Source organism: Pseudomonas sp. GW821-FHT09C08, assembly GCF_059418125.1.
On the sequence record NZ_JBWKPG010000006.1, the window covers coordinates 364,172 to 389,000 of the forward strand.

Consider the following 24,829-nt stretch of genomic DNA (forward strand, 5'->3'; position numbering starts at 1 on the left):
GCCTGGGCACCACTGTAGCCTCAACCCTGGCCGAGGGTGAAACGCAACTCGCCAAGGCCGTCGATGCCGGCGCTGAGCACATCACCGCGCTGCACCGCGCCGACACCGGCGGGCGTGCCGGTGAAGATCAGGTCGCCGGGCTTGAGGGCTGCGGATTTGGAGGCGTGGCTGATCACTTCGCTGACGTTCCAGATCAAGTCCGCCAAGTCGCCGACCTGACGGAGCTGACCATTGACCTTGAGCCAGATTTTGCCGCTGGACGGATGCCCCACGGCGCTCACCGGTTGCAACGCGGTGGTCGGTGCGGATTCGTCAAAAGCCTTGGCCCATTCCCACGGGCGCGAGAGCTTTTTCGCCTCGGCCTGCAGGTCGCGGCGCGTCAGGTCGATGCCGACGCCATACCCCCAGACGTGGGACAAGGCATCTTCAGGATTGATGTCCACCCCACCCTTGCCGATCGCCACCACCAGTTCGACTTCGTGATGCAGGTCGGCGGTCAGCGGCGGATAGGCGATCACGCCCTCGGCCGGCACCACTGCGTCTGCGGGTTTCATGAAGAAAAAAGGCGGTTCGCGGTCCGGATCGTGCCCCATTTCGCGGGCGTGTTCGCTGTAGTTGCGGCCGACGCAAAAGACCCGGCGCAAGGGGAAGCGCGCGTCGCTGCCCTTGACTGCCAACGTGGGGGTTTGCGCGGGGGTGAAGACATACTCGGTCATGGTCTGTGCCTCTTGGTTTGCCTGGCACCAGTATGGCGAGGGTGCCCGCGACGAAGTTGGACAGGCTTACGCAGATTTTGCACTGGGCGGTGTTTGCTCCTGCGGCGCACTGCCCGGCATCAGTCGAGCCTGCGCAGTTCATGCACTTCAACCTGTGCTGGCGCGCCGCTGAATACCTGTCCCAGGCGAACCGATGGTTTATCGCCACGGCGAAAGTATTTTTCCAGGAAGATGCCTGCTCACCGCCGTCGTTTTAAACCGCCGGAGGTTATTTGCGCGCCACTTTATAGCGCAGGCAATCCTGGTAGAAACTCTGGCGAATCGCCTCGGGCTTGAGCCGTGAACGGCTGTCATAGGTCTGTTCGGTGATGCCCATGGCCATCATGCGCATCCACGATTTGCTGAACTTGATGGTCTGGATCTTCTGCCGCGCGGCATACAGCGACACGCCCGACAGCTTCAGTTCCTGGGCCCTGGCGGCGGTGCCGGCGCCCCAACTGCACATGTACTTGTCACCCTCGCGCAGCTCCCGTGCCTGCACGGCAGCCGCGCCGCCGGCCAATGAGCAGGCGATCAGCATGATTCCAACAGTGCGCATTTGCTTCCTCACCTAACCACCTGAAAATAAAAGTGATTTTGGCGAGGATTTGCCTACAGGGGGGCCATTAAATTGCCTTCTTGCGCAATGTTTCAGGCCGCCGCTGCCGGCGTGGTGCGAAAGGTGACGCCAAGGCGGTTAAAGGCGTTCATCAGGGCGATGCCGTAAGTCAGGTCAGCCAGTTCCTTGGCGTTGAATTCGGCTGCTGCGGCGGCGTAGTCCGCGTCCGACACATCACTGCGGGTAACGGCTTCAGCGAAGGCCAGGGCGATGCGTTCCCGCGCGGTAAACACGTCGTGGGCATCGTGCCACACCGGCACCAGTACCAGTTTATCCACGGCCAGGCCTTGCTTGAGCAGGTCCCGCGAGTGCATGTCGATGCAGAACGCGCAGCCGTTGATCTGCGAAACGCGCAGGTACACCAGGTCGATCAGCGCCTTGGACAGGCCGCTGTTCTGCAGGTAGACGTAGACGCCGCCGAAAGCCTTGTAACCTTCCGGGGATGCTTGGGTGTAATCGAGGCGAGTGGTCATGGTAAATCCTGTTGCGGTTGAGTGAAGGGGCCATCTTGCGGCGCCATGGCTCACCTCTGAAGAGCCAAGAATGGCGCTGATGCATAGACCATGATGGCCTGGTCATTAATAGCAGTTATGGCACTTGGGAATGGGTCATGGCCCCGGTAGAGTGAGATCAGCCACGACCTGGAGCCAGGCCCCATGTACACCCTGCCCCCGCTGGATCTCACCGACGCCGAACCGATCTACCGCCAGCTCTACTGGCGCTTTCGCAGTGCCATTGCCGAAGGGCTGCTCAAGCCGGGCGAGCGCGTACCGGCGGCGCGGGCCCTGGCCAAGGAGCTGGGGCTGGCGCGCGGCACCATCGACAGCACCTACTCATTGCTCACCGCCGAGGGCTACCTGGAGTCGCGCGGCCAGGCCGGAACGGTGGTGGCCCAGGGTATCGAGGCCGCCCTGCCCACGCGCGTGGCGGCCACGCCCTACCACGCGGTGCGCCGTCAGCAGCCGGTGCTGCCCTTCCAGATGGGCCTGCCCGCGCTGGATGCCTTCCCGCGCAAGATCTGGTCGAAAATCGCCGCCCGCTGCGTGCGCGCCACGCAACTGGCCGACATGGCCAACCCGCCGGTCCAGGGCCTGCCCGCGCTGCGGACCGCCATCGCCAGCTATTTGCAGGTGGCCCGGGGTATCTACTGCACGCCGGAGCAGGTGTTTGTCACCGCGGGCTATCGCAACACCTTGAGCCTGATCACCCACGCATTGCTCAAGCCCGGTGACCGGGTGCTGGTGGAAGACCCGGGCTACCCGCCGACACGCTCCCTTCTCGAGTACCTGCACATCAACACCGTGCCGCTCCCGGTAGACGCCGATGGCCTGTGCGTGCGCCAGGCCGGCGACGCCCGTGCGGTGATCGTCACCCCCGCCCACCAGAGCCCGCTGTGCGTGTCGCTGTCGCTGCCGCGTCGCCTGGAGTTGCTGGAATGGGCCACGCGCCAGCAGGCGTGGATCATCGAAGACGATTATGACGGCGAATACCGTTATGTCAGCCGCCCGCTGCCTGCCCTCAAGAGCCTGGACCGCGAGGGTCGCGTGCTGTACGCCGGCACGTTCAGCAAAGTGCTGTTCCCCGGCATTCGCCTGGCCTACCTGGTGGTGCCCTCCTTCCAGGTTGCGCACTTTGCGCAGGTGAGCCAGAGCTTTCTCGGCCATTGCCCGGAACTGACCCAGGCGATCGTCGCCAGCTTTATCGCCGAGGGGCATTTCGCCCGCCATATCCAGCGCATGCGCAAGCTCTATGGCGAACGCCGCGACGCCACCGCCAACGGCTTGCGCAAGGTGTTGGGCGAGCGTATTGGCATCGATGCGCAGCCTGGCGGGATGCACCTGGTCCTGCGGCTCAAGGCTCCACTATCGGACCGTTTGCTGGTGAAGAAGCTGGCCGACGCCGGCATTTTTGCCGAGGCCTTGAGCGAATGGAGCATGGTGCAGCAAACCGGCCCCGGCCTGCTGCTGGGCTTTGCCAATATCGACTCCCAGGCCAGCGCCGAGGCCTTGGGTCGACGTCTCCTCGAATGTCTTACGGGTTAGCGTTCACACGCGCCCTGACAAGCCTTGGCGATGCTGCTCGCGTACGTGTTCGCCAAGGCCTTTGTTCAGATCACCACTGGTAGGTCGCGCTCGCCTGCACCGTGCGCTGCGAGCCATACCAGCACCACGAGTACGAGTAGCAGGAGGCGACGTACTCTTTGTCCGCCAGGTTAGTGGCGTTGAGCGCCAGGCGCAGGTTGTCCTTGAGGTTGGCGATGTTCGGGATGTCGTAGTGCACCGCCGCGTCGAACAGCGTGTAGCCCGGCACCTTCAGGGTGTTGGCCGTATCGCCCCAGGAAGAACCGACATAGCGCGCGCCGGCGCCGACGCCGAAGCCCTTGAGGTGGCCGTCGTGGAAGGTGTAGTCGGCCCACGCCGAAGCGGTGTGGCGCGGTACCGCGTAGGTGGTGGTGCCTTCGGCGTCGATGGCAGGGCCTACGCCGATGTCGCTGATTGGTGCATAGCGCACGGTGCTGTTGGACTTGCTGATGCGGTTATCCAGGTAGGCATAGGCCGCGGTGATATCCAGGTTGTCGTTGAGGCTGGCCTTGCCTTCGAGTTCAAAGCCTCGCGACTGCACTTCGCCGTCCTGGCTCTGGCAGCGACCGGAACCGCACAGGTGGGTCGGATCCGGGTCGGTCGTGAGTACATTGGTCTGGCGCAGGTCGAAAATCGCCGCGGTGATAAAGCTGTTGCTGCCCGGCGGCTGGTACTTGATGCCGATTTCGTATTGCTTGCCTTCCGTCGGCTTGAACACCGAACCGCCATACCCGGTGCCCGACTGCGGGTTGAATGACTCCGCATAGCTGGCATACGGCGCCAGGCCATTGTCGAACAGGTAGACCAGGCCGACCCGGCCGGTAAACGCCTTGCTGTCCAGGGAAGACTTGGTCTTGGCACCGGTACTCAGGGTCTGCGTGCTGTTGTCGGTGCTTGCCCAGTCATAGCGACCACCCAGCAGCAGCACCCACTTGTCCCACTTCATCTGCTCTTGCAGATACACGCCAGTCTGTTCACTGCGCGAGGTGCCATCCGTGGTGTACGCCGGTACCGGGACGGCCGCGCCGTAGACCGGATCGAAAATGTCGAGGGTCGGCCCGGCGGTGTAAACGCCCGAACCGGACTTGGTGTCGGTGCTGGTGTTCTGGTAATCGAGGCCCATCAACAGCGTGTGCTGCAACGGCCCGGTGTCAAACTTGGCCTGCAGCTGGTTGTCGAGGGTGTAGGCATCCATGTCGACGTCACTGGCGATGGTCGAGCGTCGGATGGTGCGGTAGTCCGTCAACAGGTAGTTGCTGTAAAGGCTGCGGTATTGGCCCTCGGTGCGCAGGTAACGCGCGTTCTGGCGCACCGTCCACACATCGTTGAAGTGATGTTCGAACGCATAACCGAGGGAGTAGTACTCGCGGTCGCTTTTTTCGAAATTCTTCTCGCCGTCGTAGAAATCCACATCGATCTTGCGCCCGGTGGGGCTATGCAGCACCGAGCCCCACGCCGGGACCGAACCGTAGGACGCGCCCTTGGGATCCTTCTGGAAATGCCCGAGCAAGGTCAGCGAAGTGTCCTCATCCGGGCGCCAGGTGAATGCGCTGGACAGCGACTGGCGGCGAGTCTCGGTGTGTTCGACCTGGCCGTCCGCATCATCGAAAAGGCCGGCGACGCGGTAGGAATACACGCCTTGATCATCGATAGGGCCGCTCAGGTCGAAGGTGGTGCGTTTCTTGTTGAACGTGCCGTATTCAACGCCCACTTCGTGGAACGGCGTATCCAGCGGGCGCTTGCTGACCATGTTGACCACCCCGCTCGGCGTGCCCTGCCCGTACAGCACCGAGGCCGGGCCACGCAGCACTTCGACGCGCTCCAGGTCGAACGCATCTTTTTGTGGCAAGGCGTCACGGCTCGATGGCATCCGCAAGCCGTCCAGGTAGGTGGCCGGGGCAAAGCCGCGAATGGTCAGTTGGTCCAGGCGCGACGCGGTGGCGCCACGGGTTTCCGGGATCACGGCGGCGCTGTAGCGCAGGATCTGGTTGAGGCTCTCGGCATTTTGCGCGCGCATCTGGTCTTTGGTGACAATCGAGATCGACTGTGGGGTTTCAATCACCGCGGTATCGGTCTTGGTCCCCGAAAAACTGCGCGTCGCGACATAACCGGAGACCGGCCCGGTGGGGCTTTCGCTCTGGTACGCGCCGCTGATGGTGGTGGCCTGCAACTCCATGGCGCCGCCGCTCTGCGGGATGGCCTCCAGGCGGTAGCGATCGGCTGAGAGCTTCAGGGCCTGCAGGCCGCTGCCGGCGAGCAACTGGGTCAGCGCCACGTCGATATCGTATTGCCCGCTCAGGCCGTTGCTGTGCTTACCCCGCGTCAGGCTTGCGTCGAAAGCCAGCACCAGACCCGCCTGCTCGGCCAGGCTGTTGAGAGCCTGGCTCAAGTCGCCAGCCGGAATCTGGAAACCACGCACCGCGCGGCTTTCTTCGGCGAAGGAGGTCTGGACGGTCAGCAACGGCACGGCGGCAAAGGCTATCGCCACTGAAAGGGCCAGTGGATGCAAAGGACGAGCGAGGCGCGACATGGGAAATCCTGTGTAGGAGAGGTTCTATAAACCATGACGGCCATGTCCGAAAATCGGGTAGTAATGAGAGAAGTTTTTATTTGAGATTCATTCTGCCAGCGCAACTGCAATCAGCTGCGGCGCTTTTTTGTGTGGCTTCGGGGGGTGTTTTTCTGAGGCTTTTTCCCTCGATGGGTGGGCCTTTTCTGATTTTTTGAACCGCTCATCCAGCGGTTTTTCCTGCGCAGAATCCGACGCCTTGCCCTTTGCCGAGACGTCACGGACGCTATCAAGTACGGGTGCAGGGCGATGGTTCTGCGCAACAGCTGGACGCTTTGTTTTCGCGCCCTACGCAGAGCCAAGGAACATTACGATTTCAGGATAAGAATGAAATACTGGAATGAACTAGAGAGAAATATAGTCTTCGAGAAGTTATTCATCAAACCTGTAAAGATTGGAAAAATCGCATTATTTTCTTTGCAGATAGACAATGATAGACCGTCATTAGGATTCGCTATCCCCGACTTCCCAGACACATTACCGACTAAATAGGAGGGCAAAGGCTATAACACTTGCAGAATGGGGATTGATTGCCATGGCATTCGCAACTTGAAAATACAAAACCTAGCCATTCGAGAAGTGTTTTTCTTGAACATCACACGCAATGAGGATCAGTTTTACTTTCAAGCAATCAACAAAAACGCATCAATTGAATTCAAGGCCAAATACATTCACTTTGCTATCCAACTATTTATATAAACGGAGCTGATGATTATTTTTTTGAGTTCATAAATACATGATGGGTTTCCTATGCCCCGTAGCCAGCCTCCATTCGCCCCCTCACCCAATGCCATTTTTGATTAAACCACTCCACGTAAGCCGCTCTAGCATTGGTGTTACTCAATGAATTACTTAGAAACAGAGATTGATGAAGCTTTAGAGAAGCCATGGATCAAAAACAGAAAACTTACTACCGATGAGTTGAAGGTATTAATAATATCTCTTTGCGAACTTTTTTACGCCGCTGGGTGCGATTCTCCCGACCGATTGAAAACTCCCGACAACTTGAACGTATTTTATCTGAAACGACGAGATATCCATTTAGGATGACGGACATAAGCTTGTCGTTCTTGATTTACATGGACGGCCATGACTGCGTCAGTTGGGCTTAAGCTAACGAAGCCAAGTTCACCCCCACGCCACCACCAACAACCCTACCCCCAACACCAGACACAACGGCGAATAAAAATACGTATCCAGTCGCGCAAACCTCGACCCGCCGACTTTCTTGAAGAACCCCACCAACTCCGAATCCCCAATCGCCCTGGCAAACATCACCACGGCAATCGCGCTGATTCCCCATTGCAACGCCCCATGGGACACCGCCGAGAAGTACAAGCCCGCTCGCAGGCACACCAACAGCGCGATCGCCACCAGCCCCATCGCTACCAGAAAGGTCCCCAGCGCCGAGGGTTTGAACGCCGGGCGTGGGCCGCTGGCGAATTCACCGGGTAGTTGGGGGATGGCGGCGAGACTGCCGAGTTTGCCGCCGGCGGCCCAGTACAGGTGCACCATGCTGATACAGGTGAATACGCCGACGATCCATCGTGCGATGACAAAGCTCATGACGGTTCTCCCTGAAAAGATGCGAGACAGGATAGTCGCCCTGAGATTTTTTGCAGGCATTTCGTCGGCGGCTGATGGTAAAGTGCCGCCCCATGAAAATCGCCCGTGCCGACCGCTCGCTCATTGCCTGGATGCTGTATTGCTGCGTCCTGTTCAATGTGTTCGCCTGCAGTATTGGTCATGGGCAGATGGTCGGGATGCAACTCAACGGCATCGGCGGGCAGTTCTGTACCGTCGACCCGCGTACCCAGGCACCCAAGCCGTCCAACTCCGCCGATGAGCAACTGCCGACGCTGTCCAAGGCGTTTGGTTGCCCGTTGTGCTCGACCGGCGGCATGGGCCCGGCGCTCAATTCCAGCCTGAATGTGGCGGTATTGCCGCAACCCCATGCGCCACCGCCGGCGATCGTTGCTGCCGCTGACATCCCTGCCCGTTTCACCTGGCCCACGGCCCACCCGCGTGCGCCACCCGCCCTCGCCTGATCCTTCGCGTTCCGATCTGCACTGACCACCGTTTCCGCAAGGAAAGACGGGCGGCCGTGCGTTGTTTTCGAGCCAAGTTTTTCAGGATTGAACATGAAACATTTACCTCTGTTGGCGGGCCTTTTCGGCTGCCTGCCTGTCTGCACCTGGGCCATTGAACTGGCGCCTACCACCGTTGATGGCGAGCAAACCGCCGAGCCCGGCCTGGCCCTGGACCAATCCAGCGGCGTCGCTTCGCGGCTGGGCTTGAGCGTGCGGGAAACCCCGGCGTCGGTGGCGATTGCCAATCGCAACGATATCGAGCGCCATGGGGCGAAGACCTTCCGCGATGCGGCCAACACCCTGCCCGGCGTCAACGCCAGCGCGCCGCCGGGGTTTGGCGGGTTTGTGTCGTATCGTGGCTTCACCGGCAACCAGATCACCCAGATGTTCAATGGCATCAACGTCGCGACGGGCCTGGCCCGACCGGTGGATGCCTGGATTTATGACCGGGTGGAATTAGTCGGCGGCCCCTCCTCCCTGATCAACGGCGCCGGCTCCGTGGGGGGTTCGCTCAACTACGTGACCAAGTTGGCCACCCGTGAGGAACAGGCCGCCGAGGGCCAACTGACCTACGGCAGCTACGACACCGTCGGCATGGCCTTGGGGGTCAACCACGCGCTCACCGACCCTGGCGCCGACGTCCAGCACTACGCGCGCCTGGATGTGAGCCGCAATACCAACCACAGCTACATCGATCGCGACCAGCGCGACGCCTGGAGCCTGGCGTTTTCCCTGCTCAGTGATCTCACCCCCAATCTTTCGCATACGCTGGCCCTGGAATATCAGGATGAACACGAGGACAGCCCCTATTGGGGCACCCCGGTGCTCAACCCCAAGGCCGGCGAGCTGAAGATCGACAAGCACAACCGTTTCAACAACTACAACGTCGCCGACGGCCGTTACGAGCAACGCACGATCTGGGCGCGCTCGATCATCGACTACCGTATCAACGACAGCACCACGCTGAAGAACACGCTCTACCACCTGGACAGTCAGCGCGATTACCGCAATCTGGAAACCTACCAGTACAACGCCGACAACAGCGCGGTGAACCGCTCTACTGCCTATCAGGTGCGTCATCAGGGTGAACAGCACGGCAACCAGTTCGAACTGCGCCACGAAGACAGCCTCTTCGGCTTGTCGACCACCTGGTCCGGCGGCTTTGAGTACAAGGTCAACAGCACCACCAACACCCCGCTCAATGTGTCGGGCAACAGCACAGTGGATCCGAACAACTTCGATCCAGGGCACTTCTACGACATCCCGCGCACCCGGGAAAGCTTCGGCAAGGACAAGACCAGCGAAGTCACCACCAAGGCGCTGTTCGTGGAGAATCGCCTGGGTTTGACTGACAAATTGTCGCTGCTGACCGGTCTGCGTTATGACGCCATCGACCTGGATGTCACCAACCACCGCGCGGTGACCGCCAGCAACCCAAGGCATTTCACCCGCAGCTGGGAGCCGGTGACCGGCCGTGTGGGCTTGACGTACCAGTTCATCCCCTCGGCCAATGTCTATGTGCAATACAGCACCGCTGCCGAGCAACCGAGTACCACCACGCAAGTGTTCGATGTATCGACGGGCAAGCAGTGGGAAGTGGGCAGCAAGTTCGATTATCTGGACGGCCGGGGCTCGGCCACCGTGGCGGCCTACAAAATCGAGCGTAAGGACTTTGCGGTTACCGATCCGCAAGACCCCACCAGCAGCATTCCGGTCGGCGCGCAGTCGTCCAGAGGCATCGAACTGGCCAGCTCCTTGCGCATCACGCCAAGGCTGCTGGCAGAAGGCAACTTCGCCTGGGTAGATGCCGAGTACGACGAGTTCAACGAGAAAATCGCCAGCGGCGCGGTGGTCTCGCGCAAGGGCAATACGCCCACCAACGTGCCCAAGCGCGTGGGTAATGTGTGGCTGACGTATGATTTTGCCGAGGATTGGCAAGGCGGCGTGGATGCGCGGTACGTGGCGCAGGTGTACGCGGATAACGCCAATACCCAGACAGTGCCGGCTTACACGCTGTTCGGGACGTTCCTGCGCTACAAGGTCGACGCACACACCTCGATCACCGGTCGCGTGCGTAACCTGACGAATGAAGTCTATGCCGAGTTTGCCCATGTCTCCCCGGCGTACTACCTGGGCGCGCCGCGCACGTTTGAGCTGGCGGTACAGACCAAGTTCTAGCCTTGGAATACACCCCAGATGTGGGAGCGGGCTTGCTCGCGAAGACGGTGGATCAGTCAGCCTCTCCAGCGACTGACACACCGCCTTCGCGGGCAAGCCCGCTCCCACAGTTTTAATTGTTGTTCGGGCTTGGGAGTCGCGGTGCTGCACTGGCATTTGAGCGGTCGGCACAAGCCGGTTCCAACCTTGGAATACATCCCAAAAGTGGGAGCGGGCTTGCTCGCGAATGCGGTGGACCAGTTAGCATATTCATCAACTGACACACCGCTTTCGCGAGCAAGCCCGCTCCCACAGTTTTGATTGTTGTTCGGGCTTGGGAGTCGCGGTGCTGCACTGGCATTTGAGTTGCAGGTACAACCCGGTTCCAACCTTGAAATACATTGCAAAATGTGGGAGCTGGCTTGCCTGCGAAAGCGGTGGGTCAGCCACTACCTTCAGCGCCTGACACGCCCCCTTCGCAAGCAACCCCGCTCCCACAGCTTTGATCATTCTCCGGACTTGATGCCCAAGGTCTACTTGAGACTAGCCTCGACCTTCTGTGCCACATCCTCGGGCAGCCATGCCTTCCACACTTCCGGATGTTCCTTGAGGAACACCTGCGCAACTTCTCGAGGCGCGGTGTGATTTTCGCTCATGGTTGCCAGGGCTTTGTTCAGCGGGTCAATCGGGAATTCGACCTTCTCGAAAAAGCTGGCAATCTGCGGATGTTCCTTCTGGAATGGCGTGGACACGCCGATACTCAATTTGGAAGCCAGCGAGCGAGTCGGTTTGGGATCAGGGTTGTCCGCATCCGTCAGCGTCTTCCACGCCTCGGCGTCAAACGGTGGCTCTTCCAACTGGATCAGCTTGTAGCGCCCCATCAACGGCGTCGGTGACCAATAGTAGAACAGCACCGGTTTGCCACGCCGAATAGACGAGGCAATCTCGGCATCCAGCGCTGCGCCGGAGCCGCTGCGGAAGTTCACGTAGCTGTCATCCAGGCCGTAGGCCTTGAGTTTCTGCTTGTTGACCACTTCGGAGGTCCAGCCGATGGGGCTGTTGAGAAAGCGTCCCTTGCCCGGGGATTCCGGGTCCTTGAACACGTCCTTGTATTGCGCCAGGTCCTTCACGCTCTTGAGGCCCGGCGCCAGCGGCTTGATGCCCTTGGCCGGGTCGCCCTTGACCACGTATTCCGGCACCCACCAGCCTTCGGTGGCTCCTTTGACCGTATCTCCCAGGCCCACCACTTTACCTTCGGCCTCGGCCTTGACCCACACCGGGCTGCGGCCGGCCCACTCTTCGCCGATGACCTGGATATCATTCTTGGCCAGCGCGGTTTCCAGGGTGATGGTCGTGCCAGGCAAGGTGTCAGTAGGCAAGTCGTAGCCCTTTTCGACAATTACCCGCAGTACTTCGGTAATCAGGCTGCCGCTTTCCCAGTTCAGGTCGGCGAAATGTATCGGCGCCTCGGCTGCGGATACCGGCAACGCCGCCACGGACAGGCCGAGGGTCGTCAGGGATGCAGCCAACAACGTTTTCAATCCTTTCATGCCTTCGCACCTCGCGATAATGCAGCAACCAGCGGGCGGCTTTGCTGACTATGCGCGAAGCCTCTGAATAGTTAAGTCAACTCAACTGTAGTAGAGGTTCCGGGAGACATCGGATGTTCGTGGTATAGGCGGATTACTCGCTGGCCTTGAAGGTCACCAGTTCACCCTTGCGCCACTTGGCGGCCTTGCCGGTCACGGCCTTCAGGGTTTTGGTCAAGCCTTCCTGCAGTTGCTCATTCGCGGCAAACACCAGCATCACGCTGTGGCCTTCCTTGAAGACGATGCCCTGGCCGTCGGCCGAAGAAACAAAGGCATAGTCGCCCAGGCCGTACACCGTCAACTTGATGTCGCGAAACTTCAACTCAAACTTGCCGCCTTCACGACTGGGCAATACCGCTGCGCGGAAATGATCACCCACTTTGAGTTCCAGGCGGGGTTTGTCATCCACCACCATCGCCGCTTCGGTATCGATTTCGGCGATGTAGATGCCTTCCGGCGTCTGTTCAGTGATGTAGACAAAACGGGATTGAAACTGCTTGACCAACTTTGCGCGCAAATCACCCAGCACAAATAACGCGTGCATATCCAGATTACTGACTGCCAAGGAAACGCCCCCACATCGAAAAGAGCGCTGTCCGCCAGAGCGGGCAGCACAAAAAAACGGCCATCACGGCGCGTGCACACAACACATTCACATTGAAAAAACTGAAGAAGATCCCGCTGTCGCGCCATAAGACTAGTACAGACGTACGCGATGGACCTTGTGCAAGGTCATCAGGCACCACAGGAGATCACAGGTTCCACGGTCCGAGAATACGGACCGACCAACTTCAGAAGATAACCCAGTTAAAAATGCAGTTTTCCGACACCCAACACAAAAATACATACCTGGCATGGAACCGCGCGCCAGCTGCCGACGACAATACTAAAACAGCTGCACCGATCAAAACTACTCAAAACGCTGCAGATGGGTCAACCGAATTGATCGAAAGGAACAGTCCATGCAACGACCAACCTACGACACTCTGTCCTCGAACACTCGTTCATCATGCCAGGACGAGGCGCAATACTACCGCTTGCGCGGCTACGACGGGTACTCGGATTCAGTTCTTTACCAAGTGGTACCGGCCGGCCGCAACTTCTTTCATATCCGAGAAGTGCTCAGCGGTCGAATCCGAGGCTTTCGCAGTAACCATATCAAGGCGTGCGAACTGGCCAAAGAGCTCGAGGCCGTCCTGCATCAGCCGCATGGAGGCATCGTTTCGTCACCTTGATGACTTTACTGCGCCGCCGACCCGCAACAACTGCCATACTGGCCCGTCCACTGAACTTTGTCCCTCCGGGCCAGGTTTCACCAGTGCAGTTATCTCCAAGGGAAGGCTATACGTGACGGAATTTGATATCGGCGAATTTTTCATCCATGGCGATGCACGAGAGGTAGACGGTGAGTTTCAAGCGGTGATCGTGATGCGGGCCAAGCCACCGCTGACCACTGTCACCACCCACCAGGTGGAAAAAGACCGCTGGTTCAAAACCGTGGACGCCGCCGCCATTGCTGCCAAGGACGCCGCCAAGGCGCTCAAGAGCGCAGTCGATGCCGGTGCGCTCAACTCTTGAGCAACAAATTCGAACTCCGCCGCGCCACGAACCTCCCATGCATAACGACCACCCTGCATGGAGAACGAAATGGACGCGCCAATCCCAACACTTGAAACCCTGTTTGATCAACTGGGCCTGGACTCATCCCCAGAAGCCATCGATACGTTCATTGCCAGCAACCCGTTGCCCGAGGACGTGAAACTGATCGATGCTCCCTTCTGGACGCCCCAGCAAGCGGCATTCCTCAAGGAAGAGCTGCGCGATGATGCCGAATGGGCGATCGCGGTGGATGAGCTGAATCAACGCCTGCATCAACCTCACTAAGCGCAGATCAATGCAGGCTGTCGGACTGCTCCAGGCGCAACAGCGCCTGCCAGGCCGCCCTGCATTCCTCGGCTTCATCACGGCTGGCGAACGCCGTGCCGCGCTGCTCACCGTTGAGCAATACGACCCAGCAGGCTTTCTGACCCAGTGCCCGCAGGGTCGGCGGTACGCCACTACCAATCATCACGGCGACATCGACTTTGGTTTGCATGGAGTTTCTCCGCAACATTAGTTAGCTGGCTAACAATGTTGGCCATGCTACGGTTTTCTTCCAGTAGGAAAAAGCTATCCCCGGAATAGCTCCCTTGCATAAACCGCAATAATCCTCAACGCCCGCCCTTCACGCCCTCGGGTTTATAACCCAGGCGCAAGCCGCCCCAATGCCGGCCCTTGACCATGATCGGCACCGACAGGTCATGCATCAGCTCACCGGTATCGCGGGTGTAAGTCTGCAGCAAGACCGCCTGCTGATGGCTGCCGCAGCGAATCCCGGTGCGGTCCTCGAATTTCCGCTTGGTGCGATTCTGCACCGCATCCACTTGGACATCGCCGGTCAGCGCCTGGGAAAACGCCTTGTTGTGCGTCGGCACATAGCCTTGCGGCGTACACGCAATGGCGAATACCAGGCCTTCATGACGTGGCAGCAACGCCTCCTGGATTGCCGGCAACACTTGGTCGGTGTAGCCATCGAAACGGCTGTGGTACTTGCTTGGCTGGGTGTTGGGAATCAGCGTGTAGCTGCGGTCGAACAGGTCATCCAGGCTGACACGGTTCTGCTGCACATCAGCCTCGAATTGCGCGGCAATCCGGCTGGCGCCTTCGCGCGCCAGGTCGTAGATGCGCTGGTGATAGTCATCCAGCCCGACTTCCGCCAACCGTTCGCTGATGGTTTCGGCCTGGCCTTCCATCTGCACGGCGGCCTCGGCCAGTTGACGGGTTTGCTGGTCGCTCACGGCCAGGTCGCTGCGCATCTGCTCCACGGCATGGAACAGGCTGTCGAGCTGGGTGCGGTTGGTGTCAGTGCCCTGGGCGATTTCATTGACCTGGCCTTCGACACTGGCGGCCAGGCTGGCAATGGTGTGCAAGTGCTCGCCAGCATGTTCCACCTGCTCGACGCCGGTGTGCAAATCCGCCGACAGCTGGCGAATCTGTTCTACCACCTGGGCCGTGCGTTGCTGGATATCGGCCACCATCACCCCGACCTCATCAGTGGCCGTCGCCGTGCGACCGGCGAGCCCGCGCACTTCATCGGCCACCACCGCGAACCCGCGCCCGTGTTCACCGGCCCGCGCGGCTTCGATGGCCGCGTTGAGCGCCAGCAGGTTGGTCTGGCTGGCGATGGACTGAATCACCAGGGTCACCCGCTGGATTTCCTCGCTGCGCTGGCTCAAGGCTTCGATCAGCTCGCGGCTGGCATTCGCGCGCTGGCTGAGCTGGTGCATGCGGGTGATCGACTCGGCCAATACTTCCCGGCCTTCAGTGCTGCGTTGATGGGCCTGGCTGGCCGCCCCGAGGGCTTCGCGGCTGAGTTGCGAAGTGAGCTTTTCGGTGCCGATCATCACTTCGGCACTGCTGACAATCTGCTTGGCCGCGCCCAGTTGCGACTGCAGGCGCGCCGCCAGTTGCTTGACCGAATAGGCCACGCCGGCTGCGGAGAGTGCGTTATGGCTGGTGGTGTAGGAGAGGTCGCGCGTCAGCTCGCCCATTGCATCGATGGCGTCGGCCGTTGCCACCTGGGGTGTACGTTTTTTCAGGCTCGGCAGCCAGATCACCAGCAGCGCCAATGCCAGGCAGAGGTAGATCGGCAGGCTGGCGAACGTCAGGCCCAGCAGTGCCAGCACCAGGGCGGCGCTCTGCAAAAGTGGCGTCAGCCAGCCGGGCAACCCGCGCACCACCGTGTGGGGTGGCACTGCTGCGCCCATCAGAGATCCGTCTCCAGCCATCTTCGTTACCCCACTGCTTGTCGTTATTGTCGCTGCATTAAACGCCACTATCGGGCCATTATCCATGGGCCTTTAGTGGGGTGGCTTGCAGCAGATCAATAGACGGGGCGTAACGGGTCTTTCTCCGGGGAACCGCGCAGGCGATCCCCCGCTTCAACGCATCAGGCTTGGCGCTGGTGCTTGTCGATCTGCTCGTGGCGCTCTTGCGCTTCGATGCAGTACTTGGTGGTCGGGCTGATCAGCAGGCGCTTGAGGCCGATAGGCTCGCCGCTGTCATCACACCAGCCGAAGGAATCTTCCTTGATGCGTTCCAGGGCACGCTCAAGCTGCGGCAGCATGCGCTGGTCGCGGTCAATGGCGTTTACCAGCCAGGTACGCTCTTCTTCTACAGAAGCGGCGTCAGCCGGGTCGGCCGGGGTGTCCAGGCTTTCAATGGCGATACGGTTCTGTTCAATGCGCTCGTGGTGTTCCACTTTCATGTCTTGCAGCAGCTGCTCGAAAAAAGCGTGCTGTTCGGCATTCATGTAGTCATCCGCCGGCATGGCCAGCAACTTTTCCTTTGTCATTGATTTCTCTATAAAAAATACGTGCATTAAGGCGAATAAGGGAGCGTTCCGGAAGGCCTGTGCAGGTCTCGGAAAGGCGCCGTCCATTTCAAGCGCCACCCGGCACTCAATTTACGAGGGGCGGCAGTCTAAGGCCGACTTGAGGGCTCAGCAACTGAAATGACAGGCATTTTTTCCGATATAACCCCAAAAGGCACCAGGACGGGCTTGGCGAATGGTTATCGGAGTGCGTTTATAGCAGGAAATTTCATAAAGCAGCTATAAGCCGCAAGCTGCAAGCGACAAGCTGTAAGGCTCATTCAACTGGCAGCGTGCGACTTATCGCTGGTAAGCGCCGTTCAGCGTTTGAGTTTGCGCTTGTTGCGGTATTGGTCGATCACCACCGCGACCACGATGATCAGGCCCTTGATGATGTCCTGGATGTACGCGTCCACCCCGACAAAGGTAAACCCGCTGGCCATCACCCCGAGGATCAGCGCGCCGATCACGGTGCCGGTGATGCGCCCTACCCCGCCCGCCAGGCTGGTGCCGCCGATCACCGCTGCGGCGATCGCATCCAGCTCATAGGACATGCCCATGCCGGCCTGGCCGGTGGCGGCGCGCGCCGAGGCGACCACGCCAGCCAGGCCTGCGAGCAACCCGGCAATGCTGTAGACGATGATCAGGTGGCGCTTGACGTTGATCCCCGAGGTGCGCGCCGCCTGCATGTTGCCGCCGATGGCGTAGGTGTACTTGCCGTACTTGGTGTAGCGCAGGGCGATATGGAAAATCACTGCCACCACCAGGAAAATAATCACCGGCATCGCCCCGTGACCAATGGCCGTGTACGAATCCGAGAGCATGCTCACCGGCTGGCCTTCGGTGTAGTAACGCGCCAGGCCACGGGCCGAGACCATCATGCCGAGGGTGGCAATAAAGGGCGGGATACCGGTGACGGCAATGATGCTGCCGTTGATCGCACCCGCCAGCAGCCCCACGCCCAGGCCCATTGCCACCGGAATCCACACCGGCAAATCGGTCAGCGAAGGGAACACCGCGCGGGAAAAGTCGGAAGTCTGCGCCAAACTGGCGGCAATCATCGCCGACAGCGCCAACACCGAGCCCGAGGACAAGTCGATCCCCGTGGTGATGATCACCTGGGTCACGCCAATCGCGAGCAGACCGATGATCGATACCTGCAGGATCATCAGCACCAGGCGCTGGGAGTTCATCAGGAAGCTTTGGTCACGCACGATCCAGCCGAACAGTTCAAACACCAGGCCGATACCAATCAGCACCAGGAAGATGCTCAGTTCGGTCGGCAGCCGCCGACGATGCTTGGTCGGGACCGTCGCAGGCTTGTTATCTGTTATCGCGTTCATCACCCATCACCTTCTTATTCTGTGGCACGGGCCAACCGCAGGCCCGCGCTGGCTATGCTTCAGTGGACCGCCGTCATACCGGAGGCCAGCTGCATGACTTTTTCCTGGGTCGCCTCGGCGCGGTCCAGGGTGCCCATCAGTTCACCTTCGTGCATCACCATCACCCGGTCGCTCATGCCCAGCACTTCAGGCAGCTCGGAGGAAATCATGATCACCGCCATGCCTTCGCTGGCGAGGAAAGAGATCAAGCGATAAATCTCGGCCTTGGCACCGACGTCGATGCCGCGGGTCGGCTCGTCGAGGATCAACAGCCGTGGGTTGGTCATCAGCCAGCGCGCCAGCAAGGCTTTCTGCTGGTTGCCGCCCGACAGCGTGTCGATGCACTGCTCCAGGGACGGCGTCTTCACCCGCAGCTTCTTGCACATGTCTTCGCACAGTGCACGCAGGGCTTTCTGCTGGATAAAACCGTTGCCCGAATAATGTGGCAGCACGGCCATTTCCATGTTTTCCAGCACCGACAGGCACGGGAACAGGCCACTGAGCTTGCGGTCCTCGGTCAGCAGCGCGAAGCCTTTTTCGATGGCCATGTGCGGGTCGCTGATGCGCACCGGCTTGCCGTCGAGTTCAATCTGCCCGCCGTCGCTTGGGGTGATGCCGAAAATGGTTTCCGCCACGTTCGTGCGGCCCGAGCCCATCAGCCCGGCGATGCCGAGAATCTCGCCGGCATGCAAGTCGAAGGACACGTCCTTGAACACGCCATCCAGGCGCAGGTCGCGCACCGACAGCAGCAGCTCGCCGATGGGCGTCTCGCGCACCGGGAACAGCTGGCTCAGCTCGCGCCCCACCATCATCGAGATCAGGCTGTCGCTGTTCATGCTATCGGCGCGTTGCAGGCCGATGTACTGGCCGTCGCGGAACACCGCGACTTCATCGGCGATGGCGAACACTTCATTCATTTTATGCGTGATGTAGACGATGCCTTTGCCCTGCGACTTGAGGTCGGCAATGATCGAAAACAGGTGGGCCACTTCCTTTTCGGTAATGGCTGAAGTCGGTTCATCCATGATCAGGATGTCGGAGTCATAGGACACGGCCTTGGCAATCTCGACCATCTGCCGTTCGGCGATGCTCAGGTTGCCCACCTGTTCCTCAGGGTCCAGGTTGATGCGCAGACGCGCCAGCAACTCGGCGGTGCAGCGGTGCATTTCGCGGTGGTTGACCATGTGCAGGCTGTTGAGCTGCTCGCGGCCGATCCAGATATTTTCGGCGATGCTCATGTGCGGCATCAGGTTGAGTTCCTGGTGGATCATCGCGATCCCCGCCTTCTGCGCCGCCAGCGGTGTTTCAAACACGATCGGCTTGCCACGCAGGCGGATTTCCCCGGCGTCGGGCTGGTAGATGCCGGCGATGATCTTCATCAACGTCGACTTGCCCGCACCGTTCTCGCCCATCAGCGCCAGCACCGAACCTGGGCGGACGCGCAATTGCACATCGGCCAGGGCCACGACGCCGGGAAAGCCTTTGCTGATATTGAGGATTTCCAGCAGGTAGGGTTCTTCCGGCAGCAGGGGCTGGAGACCGGGCGGCTGCACGACAGTGGCTTGAGCAAGCATAGGGAGGTACTCCATCTGCAGGGCGGCCAACGCCGCCCTGCCGGCTTATTGTTGTTATGTCAGGGCTACTTGAAGTCTTTGACGTTGTCCGGGGTGATCAGCTGGAACGGGATCACCACGTTCTGCTCGATCGGCTCGTTCCTGGCCATCTTGCGCGCCGTCTCCACCGACTTGTCCGCCTGGCCCTTGGCATCCTGGAAGGCCGACACGGTCATGTCACCCTTGGTGATCGCATTCAAACCGTCCGGCGTGCCGTCGACACCGGCGATCAACACGCCCTTCTTACCTGCCGACTTCAAGGCCATGGCGGCGCCGATCGCCATCTCATCGTTGTTCGACAGCACCGCCTGGAAGTCGCGACCCTGGGTCAGCCAGTCGTTGACCAGGGTCATGCCCTTGTCACGCAGCCAGATCCCGGTCTGCTCCTGTTCGACCTTGATGCCTGGGTACTTGGTCAGGACCTCCTTCACGCCCTTGGTACGGTTGGTGGTGGAGTTGTTCGCCAGGTCACCCAGCAGAATCACAATATTGCCCTTGCCGCCGAGTTTTTCCGCGATGTACTGCATCTGCAGCTTGCCGGCCTCGACGTCGTCGGAGGTCACTGCCGCGACACCTGGGGCCAACGTTGGGCTGTCAGGGCGGCGGTTGACGAACACCAGCGGGATTTTCGCCGCCGTGGCGGCCTTGATGATGTTGCCGGTCGAGGCGGTGTCGACCGGGTTGACGATGATCGCGTCGACTTTCTGGCTGATAAAGTTCTCGACCTGGCTCAATTGCTTGACCACGTCGGCACGGGCGTCTTCGAATTGCAGCTGCACGCCGTCACCCTTGGGGTAGGACTTGGCTTGCTTGTCCATGTCCTCGCGCAGGTACGTCAGGAAGGTGTCATCGAACGCCGACATGCTCACGCCCACCTTGATATCGGCAGCGCTGGCGAAACCACTGGCGAGCAGCATGGACAAGGCCAGCGCGGTATAACGGATCGGGGTCTTCATGAACGGTCTGTCTCCACTTTCTTGTTGGTTTTTTGGACGTTGCGTTTATCAGAGCGAGGATGACGGCAATCGAACGATCGGTGCACCCGGAATGCAGCAGACCAGCGCGCCTTTGTTCTCGACGCACAGCACATTGAGGAAGGAGAAGTAAAACGGCCGGGCGCGGGGCAGGCCGCGTGGCGTGTGGGCAGGGCGTAAAACTCGCAGTACAGCGTTGAAGATTTTCATCTGACGGTACCTGGTTGTTTTTGATCTTGTTTTTGTCGAGTCGTCCGAAGCGGGTTCGAGACGTACTTTATGCAACCTGGAAAAGACTTTATTGGAAAATAATTTCCATATCAACCTGTTTTAGAATTTTATTCTATTTTTGTTGAAACCACCTGCTGGCGCTCGGCGCTCAGGCGTGCAGCGTCCAATATACGGGTGGTTTCCAACGCGTCATAGGCATCCACCGGCAATGGCCCCTGCCCTTGCACGGCGGCTTGCAACTGGCGATAGAACTGCGTCCAGCAGCCCTTCTCCGAGGGCACGCGCTCGCGTTCCTCACCCTGCTCGAACCAGCCCCAGCGTCGATGCTCCTCGGCGCCCCAGTGCTCGCCTTCGGTCTTCGGCGATTTGCCCGCCATCAGCGCTTCTTCCTGGCCGTCGAGGCCTTCGACGGTGTAGCAGCCCAACGTCCCGCTGACGCGAAAGCGTGGGGCCTGGCTGTTTTGCAGGGCGTTGCCCCACAGGTGGGAAACCACGCCATTGGCATGGGTCAGGGACACGAAGAAACCGTGGTCGAGGCTGGGATATTCCGGGCTGAACTGCAATTGCGCGAAGACCCGGTCCACCGGGCCGAACAACTGTAATGCCTGGTCCACCAGATGGCTGCCGAGGTCACGCAGCCAGCCGCCCCCGCTGGCGTTGCCGACTGCCTGCGGGCTGTAGCGTTCGACGCGGGACTCGAAGCGGGTGATGGCGCCCAGGGCGCCGGCGTCGATCAGCTTGCGCAAGGTCAGGTAGTCCGAGTCCCAACGCCGGTTCTGATAGACGCTGAGCAGCACGCCCTGGCGCTCGGCGGCGGTGATCAGCGCCTGGGCCTGTTCGGCATTGCTGGCAAAGGGTTTGTCGCTGACTACCGCGACACCGTGCTCGATGGCTTCGAGCACCAGCGCCGGGCGGCCTTTGAGGGTGGTGGAAATCACCAGCGCGTCGACACCGGCTTCGACGATCTGGCCGATGCTGTCGAAGGCCTTCACACCTGGATGGTCAGTGCTCAATTGCTGGCGGCGCTCGGGTGAGCGCGTCACCACGCCGACAAAGGTGGCGCCTGGCAGCGTGGCAATCAGCGGCGCATGAAAGAAGCGCCCTCCATGGCCGTAGCCGACTAGTCCGATTCGCATGATCAACTCCTTGATTGAAGTGCAAACCCAATCAACTGTGGGAGGGGGCTTGCCCCCGATGGCGGAGTGTCAGTCAACCAGTTGTTATCTGACCCACCGCTATCGGGGGCAAGCCCCCTCCCACATTGACCGAGTGTTAGCCGTAGAACGCAGGGCGATCCGGCAGGCTGACCTTGACGATCTGCTCACTGCCCTGGGCCTCGATACACGCATCCGCCGCCACGGCGGCAGCAAAACCATCCCACGCCGACGGCCCGCCGACATGCCCCGCCCGCACGCTGTCGATAAAGGCCTGCAACTCGACGTCATACGCGCCGATAAACCGGTCCTTCCAATCCATCAGAATCGCATTCGACAGCTTGGCGCCACTGCGCAGTTGCACCTGGGACGGCTCCGGCAATTTGGCGATACCGGTCTCCCCCACCACTTCGCACTGGATGTCGTAGCCGTACTGGCAGTTCACAAACACTTCGACGTCGATGCGCGTGCCCTTGGCGGTTTCCAGCAACACGATCTGCGGGTCGCGCAGGTGGGCCAGGGCCTTGCTGGTCTTGCGTGGGAACACCACTTGGACCGACACGTAGTCGTCGTTGAGCAACCAGCGCAACACATCCAGCTCATGGATCAAGGTGTCGGTAATCGCCATGTCGGTCTTGTAGTTCTCGCCCACCGTCGGGTTGCGGTGCGCGCAATGCAGCATCAACGGCTCGCCGATCTGGCCGCTGTCGATCACCGCTTTAAGGGCGCGGTAGCCTTCGTCATACGGGCGCATGAAGCCGACTTGCACCAGGCGTTTGCCGTAGGCGACTTCGGCATCGACGATCTTGCGGCAGCCTTCGGCAGTCACCGCCAGCGGTTTTTCGCAGAACACCGGCTTGCCGGCGGCGATGGCGGCGAGCACAAACGCTTCGTGGCTCGGGCCCCAGGAGGTCACCAGCACCGCCTCGACCTGCGGCGAGTTGATCAACGCAAGGCCGTCCGGATACACCTCGGCGGCAAGCTTCAGGTCCGCGACCACCTTGGCGGCCTGCTCCAGGTTGATGTCGGTCACCGCCACCACCTGGCTATTGAGCAGGGTCTGGCTGCAACGGCGAATATGGTCGCGGCCAATGGCGCCGGTACCGATCACTCCAAGCTTCAAAGACATGCAAACACTCCTCTTGTTATTAGTACTGCCGGGCCTTCGCCAGGTGTTCATTGAGTTTTTTCGCCGCCGCGTTCGTGCGTTCGCTGGTCGACACCTGCGCCACGCCGACGCGCCACCACGACAGGTAGCCGTGAACCATGGTCTTGGGCAGGACCTTGATATCGATCAGTGTCGACACACTCTGCGTGCGGGCATCGGCCAGGGCCGCTTCCAGTTGTTCGACGCTGCTGACCTTGTAGGTCTTGCAGCCATAGGCCGCCGCGCTCATGGCGAAATCCACCGGCACCAGGCCGCCATCGAGCTTGCCGCTCTCGGGGTTGCGGTAGCGGAATTCGGTGCCGAAGCTGTCCATGCCATTGCCGATCTGCAGGTTGTTGATGCACCCGAACGCCATGTTGTCGAGCAGCACCACATTGATCTTGCGCCGCTCCTGAATCGAGGTGGCCAACTCCGAGTGCAGCATCATGTAGGAACCATCGCCGACCAGCGCATACACCTCTTTGCTCGGCTCGGCCAGTTTCACCCCCAGGGCTGCGTTGATCTCGTAGCCCATGCACGAGTAGCCGTATTCGACGTGATAGGTGTTCACACCCTTGCTGCGCCAGGCGCGCTGCAGGTCACCGGGCAGGCTGCCGGCGGCGGCGACGATGATTGCGTCGTCGGCCAGGTGCTGGTTGAGCACGCCGAGCACGCGGCTCTGGGTCAGGCATGAGCCGGTCAGCTCGATAAACTCGCGCAGCACGGCGCGGTCCAGGTGGTCATCCACTTCGGGCACGAAGTCGTCGCCCTGGTATTCGACCTGGTGCACACGATCGACTTCGGCGTCCAGCTGGGCCTTGGCGTCGCGCACCTGCTCGCCCCAGCCGGAACGGTAATCACCGAGGGCCTGGGCCAGGGCTTCGAGGCCGACCTTGGCGTCGGCCAGCACTTGCACGCCGTCGAGCTTCACCGCGTCGCAGGGGCTGATATTGAGGTTGAGAAACTTCACGTCGGCATGCTTGAACAGCGACTTCGACGAGGTGGTGAAGTCGGTGTAACGGGTGCCGATGCCGATGATCAGGTCCGCCTCGGGCGCCAGCAGGTTGGCAGCCAGGCAGCCGGTTTCACCGATGCCGCCGACGTTCAGCGGATGGCTGGAGACCACCGCGCTCTTGCCGGCCTGGGTTTCGGCGAAGGGAATGTCAAAGCGTTCGGCAAACGCCTGCAGCGCGGCATTCGCGCCGGAATACTTGACCCCGCCACCGCAGATGATCAGCGGTTTGCGTTTGCCCCGGAAAGCCGCCAGCGCATCGCCGATCATCGCCGTGGTCGCCGGACGGCGGTCGATACGGTGCACGCGTTTTTGCAGGAAATAATCCGGATAATCCCAGGCTTCAGCCTGCACATCCTGCGGCAGGGCCAGGGTTACCGCGCCGGTTTCCGCCGGGTCGGTGAGCACGCGCATGGCGTGGATCGCCGCGGTCATCAGCTGCTCGGGGCGGTTGATGCGGTCCCAGTATTTGCTCACCGAACGGAAGGCATCGTTGGTGCTGATGCTCAGATCGTGGAATTGCTCGATCTGTTGCAGCACCGGGTCGGGCTGGCGGCTGGCGTAGACATCGCCGGGCAACAGCAGCAGCGGGATGCGGTTGGCCGTGGCGGTCGCGGCGGCGGTCAGCATGTTTGCCGCGCCCGGCCCGACGGACGCGGTGCACGCGTAGATCTTGCGACGCAGGTGCTGCTTGGCGAACCCGATGGCGGCGTGGGCCATGCCCTGCTCGTTGCGGCCCTGGTGCACCACCAGGTCACCGCTGTCCTGCTCCAGCGCCTGGCCGAGGCCCAGCACATTGCCGTGGCCGAAAATCGTGAACACGCCGGCCACGAACTTGCTCTGTACGCCATCGACTTCGATGTATTGGTTATCCAGAAACTTCACCAGGGCCTGGGCCATGGTCAATCGTGTTGTACTCATGTTCGCACCTTGTGTGAATGCAAATCTGTCGATCAACAGTGATCCAATGTGGGGAGCGGGCTTGCTCGTGAATGCGGTGTGTCAGATACACAATCCTTGACTGATACACCGCGTTCGCGAGCAA

Annotated in this window: 23 protein-coding genes and 1 pseudogene; 7 read left to right on the plus strand and 17 right to left on the minus strand. The window is 60.5% G+C overall.

What is annotated here, in order from left to right; translation table 11 throughout:
• Positions 1–20 precede the first annotated feature (20 nt).
• Positions 21–716, minus strand: a complete 696-nt coding sequence (locus AC07OJ_RS22430) for a fumarylacetoacetate hydrolase family protein (protein WP_495095222.1) — start codon at positions 714–716, stop codon at positions 21–23.
• 119 nt (positions 717–835) lie between these two features.
• Between AC07OJ_RS22430 and AC07OJ_RS22435 the strand changes: the two are divergent.
• Positions 836–973, plus strand: a pseudogene (locus AC07OJ_RS22435) (LysR family transcriptional regulator); the annotation flags it as partial.
• A gap of 11 nt (positions 974–984) precedes the next feature.
• Here the strand turns inward: AC07OJ_RS22435 and AC07OJ_RS22440 are convergent.
• Positions 985–1,314 carry a hypothetical protein gene (locus AC07OJ_RS22440; protein WP_065906328.1) on the minus strand — a complete coding sequence of 110 codons (330 nt, stop codon included), beginning with the start codon at positions 1,312–1,314 and terminating at the stop codon, positions 985–987.
• Between the two features lie 92 nt (positions 1,315–1,406).
• Positions 1,407–1,847 (minus strand): carboxymuconolactone decarboxylase family protein, encoded by a 441-nt coding sequence (locus AC07OJ_RS22445; protein ID WP_495095223.1) that lies wholly within the window; start codon positions 1,845–1,847, stop codon positions 1,407–1,409.
• Between the two features lie 183 nt (positions 1,848–2,030).
• On the opposite strand from AC07OJ_RS22445, the gene pdxR reads away from it, so the two are divergent.
• Positions 2,031–3,416 (plus strand): MocR-like pyridoxine biosynthesis transcription factor PdxR, encoded by a 1,386-nt coding sequence (pdxR, locus tag AC07OJ_RS22450; protein ID WP_495095224.1) that lies wholly within the window; start codon positions 2,031–2,033, stop codon positions 3,414–3,416.
• A gap of 70 nt (positions 3,417–3,486) precedes the next feature.
• On the opposite strand, the gene AC07OJ_RS22455 is transcribed toward pdxR, so the two are convergent.
• Positions 3,487–5,985 carry a TonB-dependent siderophore receptor gene (locus AC07OJ_RS22455; RefSeq protein WP_495095225.1) on the minus strand — a complete coding sequence of 833 codons (2,499 nt, stop codon included), beginning with the start codon at positions 5,983–5,985 and terminating at the stop codon, positions 3,487–3,489.
• A gap of 1,167 nt (positions 5,986–7,152) precedes the next feature.
• Positions 7,153–7,590 carry a DUF3995 domain-containing protein gene (locus AC07OJ_RS22460; protein WP_065906320.1) on the minus strand — a complete coding sequence of 146 codons (438 nt, stop codon included), beginning with the start codon at positions 7,588–7,590 and terminating at the stop codon, positions 7,153–7,155.
• Between the two features lie 92 nt (positions 7,591–7,682).
• Here AC07OJ_RS22460 and AC07OJ_RS22465 point away from each other — a divergent pair, with 92 nt between their 5' ends.
• Both AC07OJ_RS22465 and AC07OJ_RS22470 read left to right on the plus strand, forming a co-directional pair.
• Positions 7,683–8,072 carry a DUF2946 domain-containing protein gene (locus AC07OJ_RS22465; protein ID WP_065906318.1) on the plus strand — a complete coding sequence of 130 codons (390 nt, stop codon included), beginning with the start codon at positions 7,683–7,685 and terminating at the stop codon, positions 8,070–8,072.
• A 93-nt stretch (positions 8,073–8,165) separates the two neighbouring features.
• Complete coding sequence (locus tag AC07OJ_RS22470; protein ID WP_495095226.1) at positions 8,166–10,292, plus strand: TonB-dependent receptor; 2,127 nt, start codon at positions 8,166–8,168, stop codon at positions 10,290–10,292.
• Between the two features lie 512 nt (positions 10,293–10,804).
• Here AC07OJ_RS22470 and AC07OJ_RS22475 read toward each other — a convergent pair.
• Complete coding sequence (locus tag AC07OJ_RS22475; protein ID WP_065906315.1) at positions 10,805–11,821, minus strand: ABC transporter substrate-binding protein; 1,017 nt, start codon at positions 11,819–11,821, stop codon at positions 10,805–10,807.
• Positions 11,822–11,954: 133 nt separating this feature from the next.
• The gene (locus AC07OJ_RS22480; protein WP_065906313.1) at positions 11,955–12,404 is read right to left on the minus strand and encodes a hypothetical protein; all 450 of its coding nucleotides are present in this window, start codon (positions 12,402–12,404) and stop codon (positions 11,955–11,957) included.
• Between the two features lie 418 nt (positions 12,405–12,822).
• Between AC07OJ_RS22480 and AC07OJ_RS22485 the strand changes: the two genes are divergently transcribed.
• From AC07OJ_RS22485 to AC07OJ_RS22495, 3 genes are all read left to right on the plus strand, one after another.
• Complete coding sequence (locus AC07OJ_RS22485; protein ID WP_083221447.1) at positions 12,823–13,095, plus strand: hypothetical protein; 273 nt, start codon at positions 12,823–12,825, stop codon at positions 13,093–13,095.
• Between the two features lie 112 nt (positions 13,096–13,207).
• Positions 13,208–13,438 carry a hypothetical protein gene (locus AC07OJ_RS22490; RefSeq protein WP_034104424.1) on the plus strand — a complete coding sequence of 77 codons (231 nt, stop codon included), beginning with the start codon at positions 13,208–13,210 and terminating at the stop codon, positions 13,436–13,438.
• A gap of 69 nt (positions 13,439–13,507) precedes the next feature.
• Positions 13,508–13,744 carry a DUF2789 domain-containing protein gene (locus AC07OJ_RS22495; RefSeq protein WP_065906311.1) on the plus strand — a complete coding sequence of 79 codons (237 nt, stop codon included), beginning with the start codon at positions 13,508–13,510 and terminating at the stop codon, positions 13,742–13,744.
• A 7-nt stretch (positions 13,745–13,751) separates the two neighbouring features.
• On the opposite strand, the gene AC07OJ_RS22500 is transcribed toward AC07OJ_RS22495, so the two are convergent.
• The 10 genes from AC07OJ_RS22500 to iolD form a co-directional block, all read right to left on the minus strand.
• Positions 13,752–13,955 (minus strand): hypothetical protein, encoded by a 204-nt coding sequence (locus tag AC07OJ_RS22500; RefSeq protein ID WP_065906309.1) that lies wholly within the window; start codon positions 13,953–13,955, stop codon positions 13,752–13,754.
• A 115-nt stretch (positions 13,956–14,070) separates the two neighbouring features.
• A complete protein-coding gene (locus tag AC07OJ_RS22505; protein ID WP_495095227.1) occupies positions 14,071–15,753 on the minus strand; it encodes a methyl-accepting chemotaxis protein in 1,683 nt (560 codons plus the stop codon).
• Between the two features lie 95 nt (positions 15,754–15,848).
• On the minus strand, positions 15,849–16,253 hold the full coding sequence (locus tag AC07OJ_RS22510; protein ID WP_010564800.1) for a TraR/DksA family transcriptional regulator: 405 nt from the start codon (positions 16,251–16,253) through the stop codon (positions 15,849–15,851).
• Positions 16,254–16,591: 338 nt separating this feature from the next.
• Positions 16,592–17,614: an ABC transporter permease gene (locus AC07OJ_RS22515; protein ID WP_065906306.1), complete on the minus strand. Its 1,023-nt coding sequence runs from the start codon at positions 17,612–17,614 to the stop codon at positions 16,592–16,594.
• Positions 17,615–17,673: 59 nt separating this feature from the next.
• Positions 17,674–19,227, minus strand: a complete 1,554-nt coding sequence (locus AC07OJ_RS22520) for a sugar ABC transporter ATP-binding protein (RefSeq protein WP_065906305.1) — start codon at positions 19,225–19,227, stop codon at positions 17,674–17,676.
• Between the two features lie 65 nt (positions 19,228–19,292).
• Entirely contained in the window at positions 19,293–20,222 is a 930-nt protein-coding gene (locus AC07OJ_RS22525; RefSeq protein ID WP_065906304.1) for a sugar ABC transporter substrate-binding protein, read from the minus strand.
• Positions 20,223–20,270: 48 nt separating this feature from the next.
• Positions 20,271–20,450 (minus strand): hypothetical protein, encoded by a 180-nt coding sequence (locus AC07OJ_RS22530; protein ID WP_083221446.1) that lies wholly within the window; start codon positions 20,448–20,450, stop codon positions 20,271–20,273.
• Positions 20,451–20,578: 128 nt separating this feature from the next.
• A complete protein-coding gene (locus tag AC07OJ_RS22535; protein ID WP_065906303.1) occupies positions 20,579–21,607 on the minus strand; it encodes a Gfo/Idh/MocA family protein in 1,029 nt (342 codons plus the stop codon).
• A 136-nt stretch (positions 21,608–21,743) separates the two neighbouring features.
• Positions 21,744–22,754, minus strand: coding sequence for a bifunctional inositol 2-dehydrogenase/D-chiro-inositol 1-dehydrogenase (gene iolG / locus AC07OJ_RS22540; RefSeq protein WP_495095228.1), 1,011 nt, complete (start codon positions 22,752–22,754; stop codon positions 21,744–21,746).
• Between the two features lie 19 nt (positions 22,755–22,773).
• Positions 22,774–24,705 (minus strand): 3D-(3,5/4)-trihydroxycyclohexane-1,2-dione acylhydrolase (decyclizing), encoded by a 1,932-nt coding sequence (iolD, locus tag AC07OJ_RS22545; protein ID WP_213550752.1) that lies wholly within the window; start codon positions 24,703–24,705, stop codon positions 22,774–22,776.
• Positions 24,706–24,829: the final 124 nt, after the last annotated feature.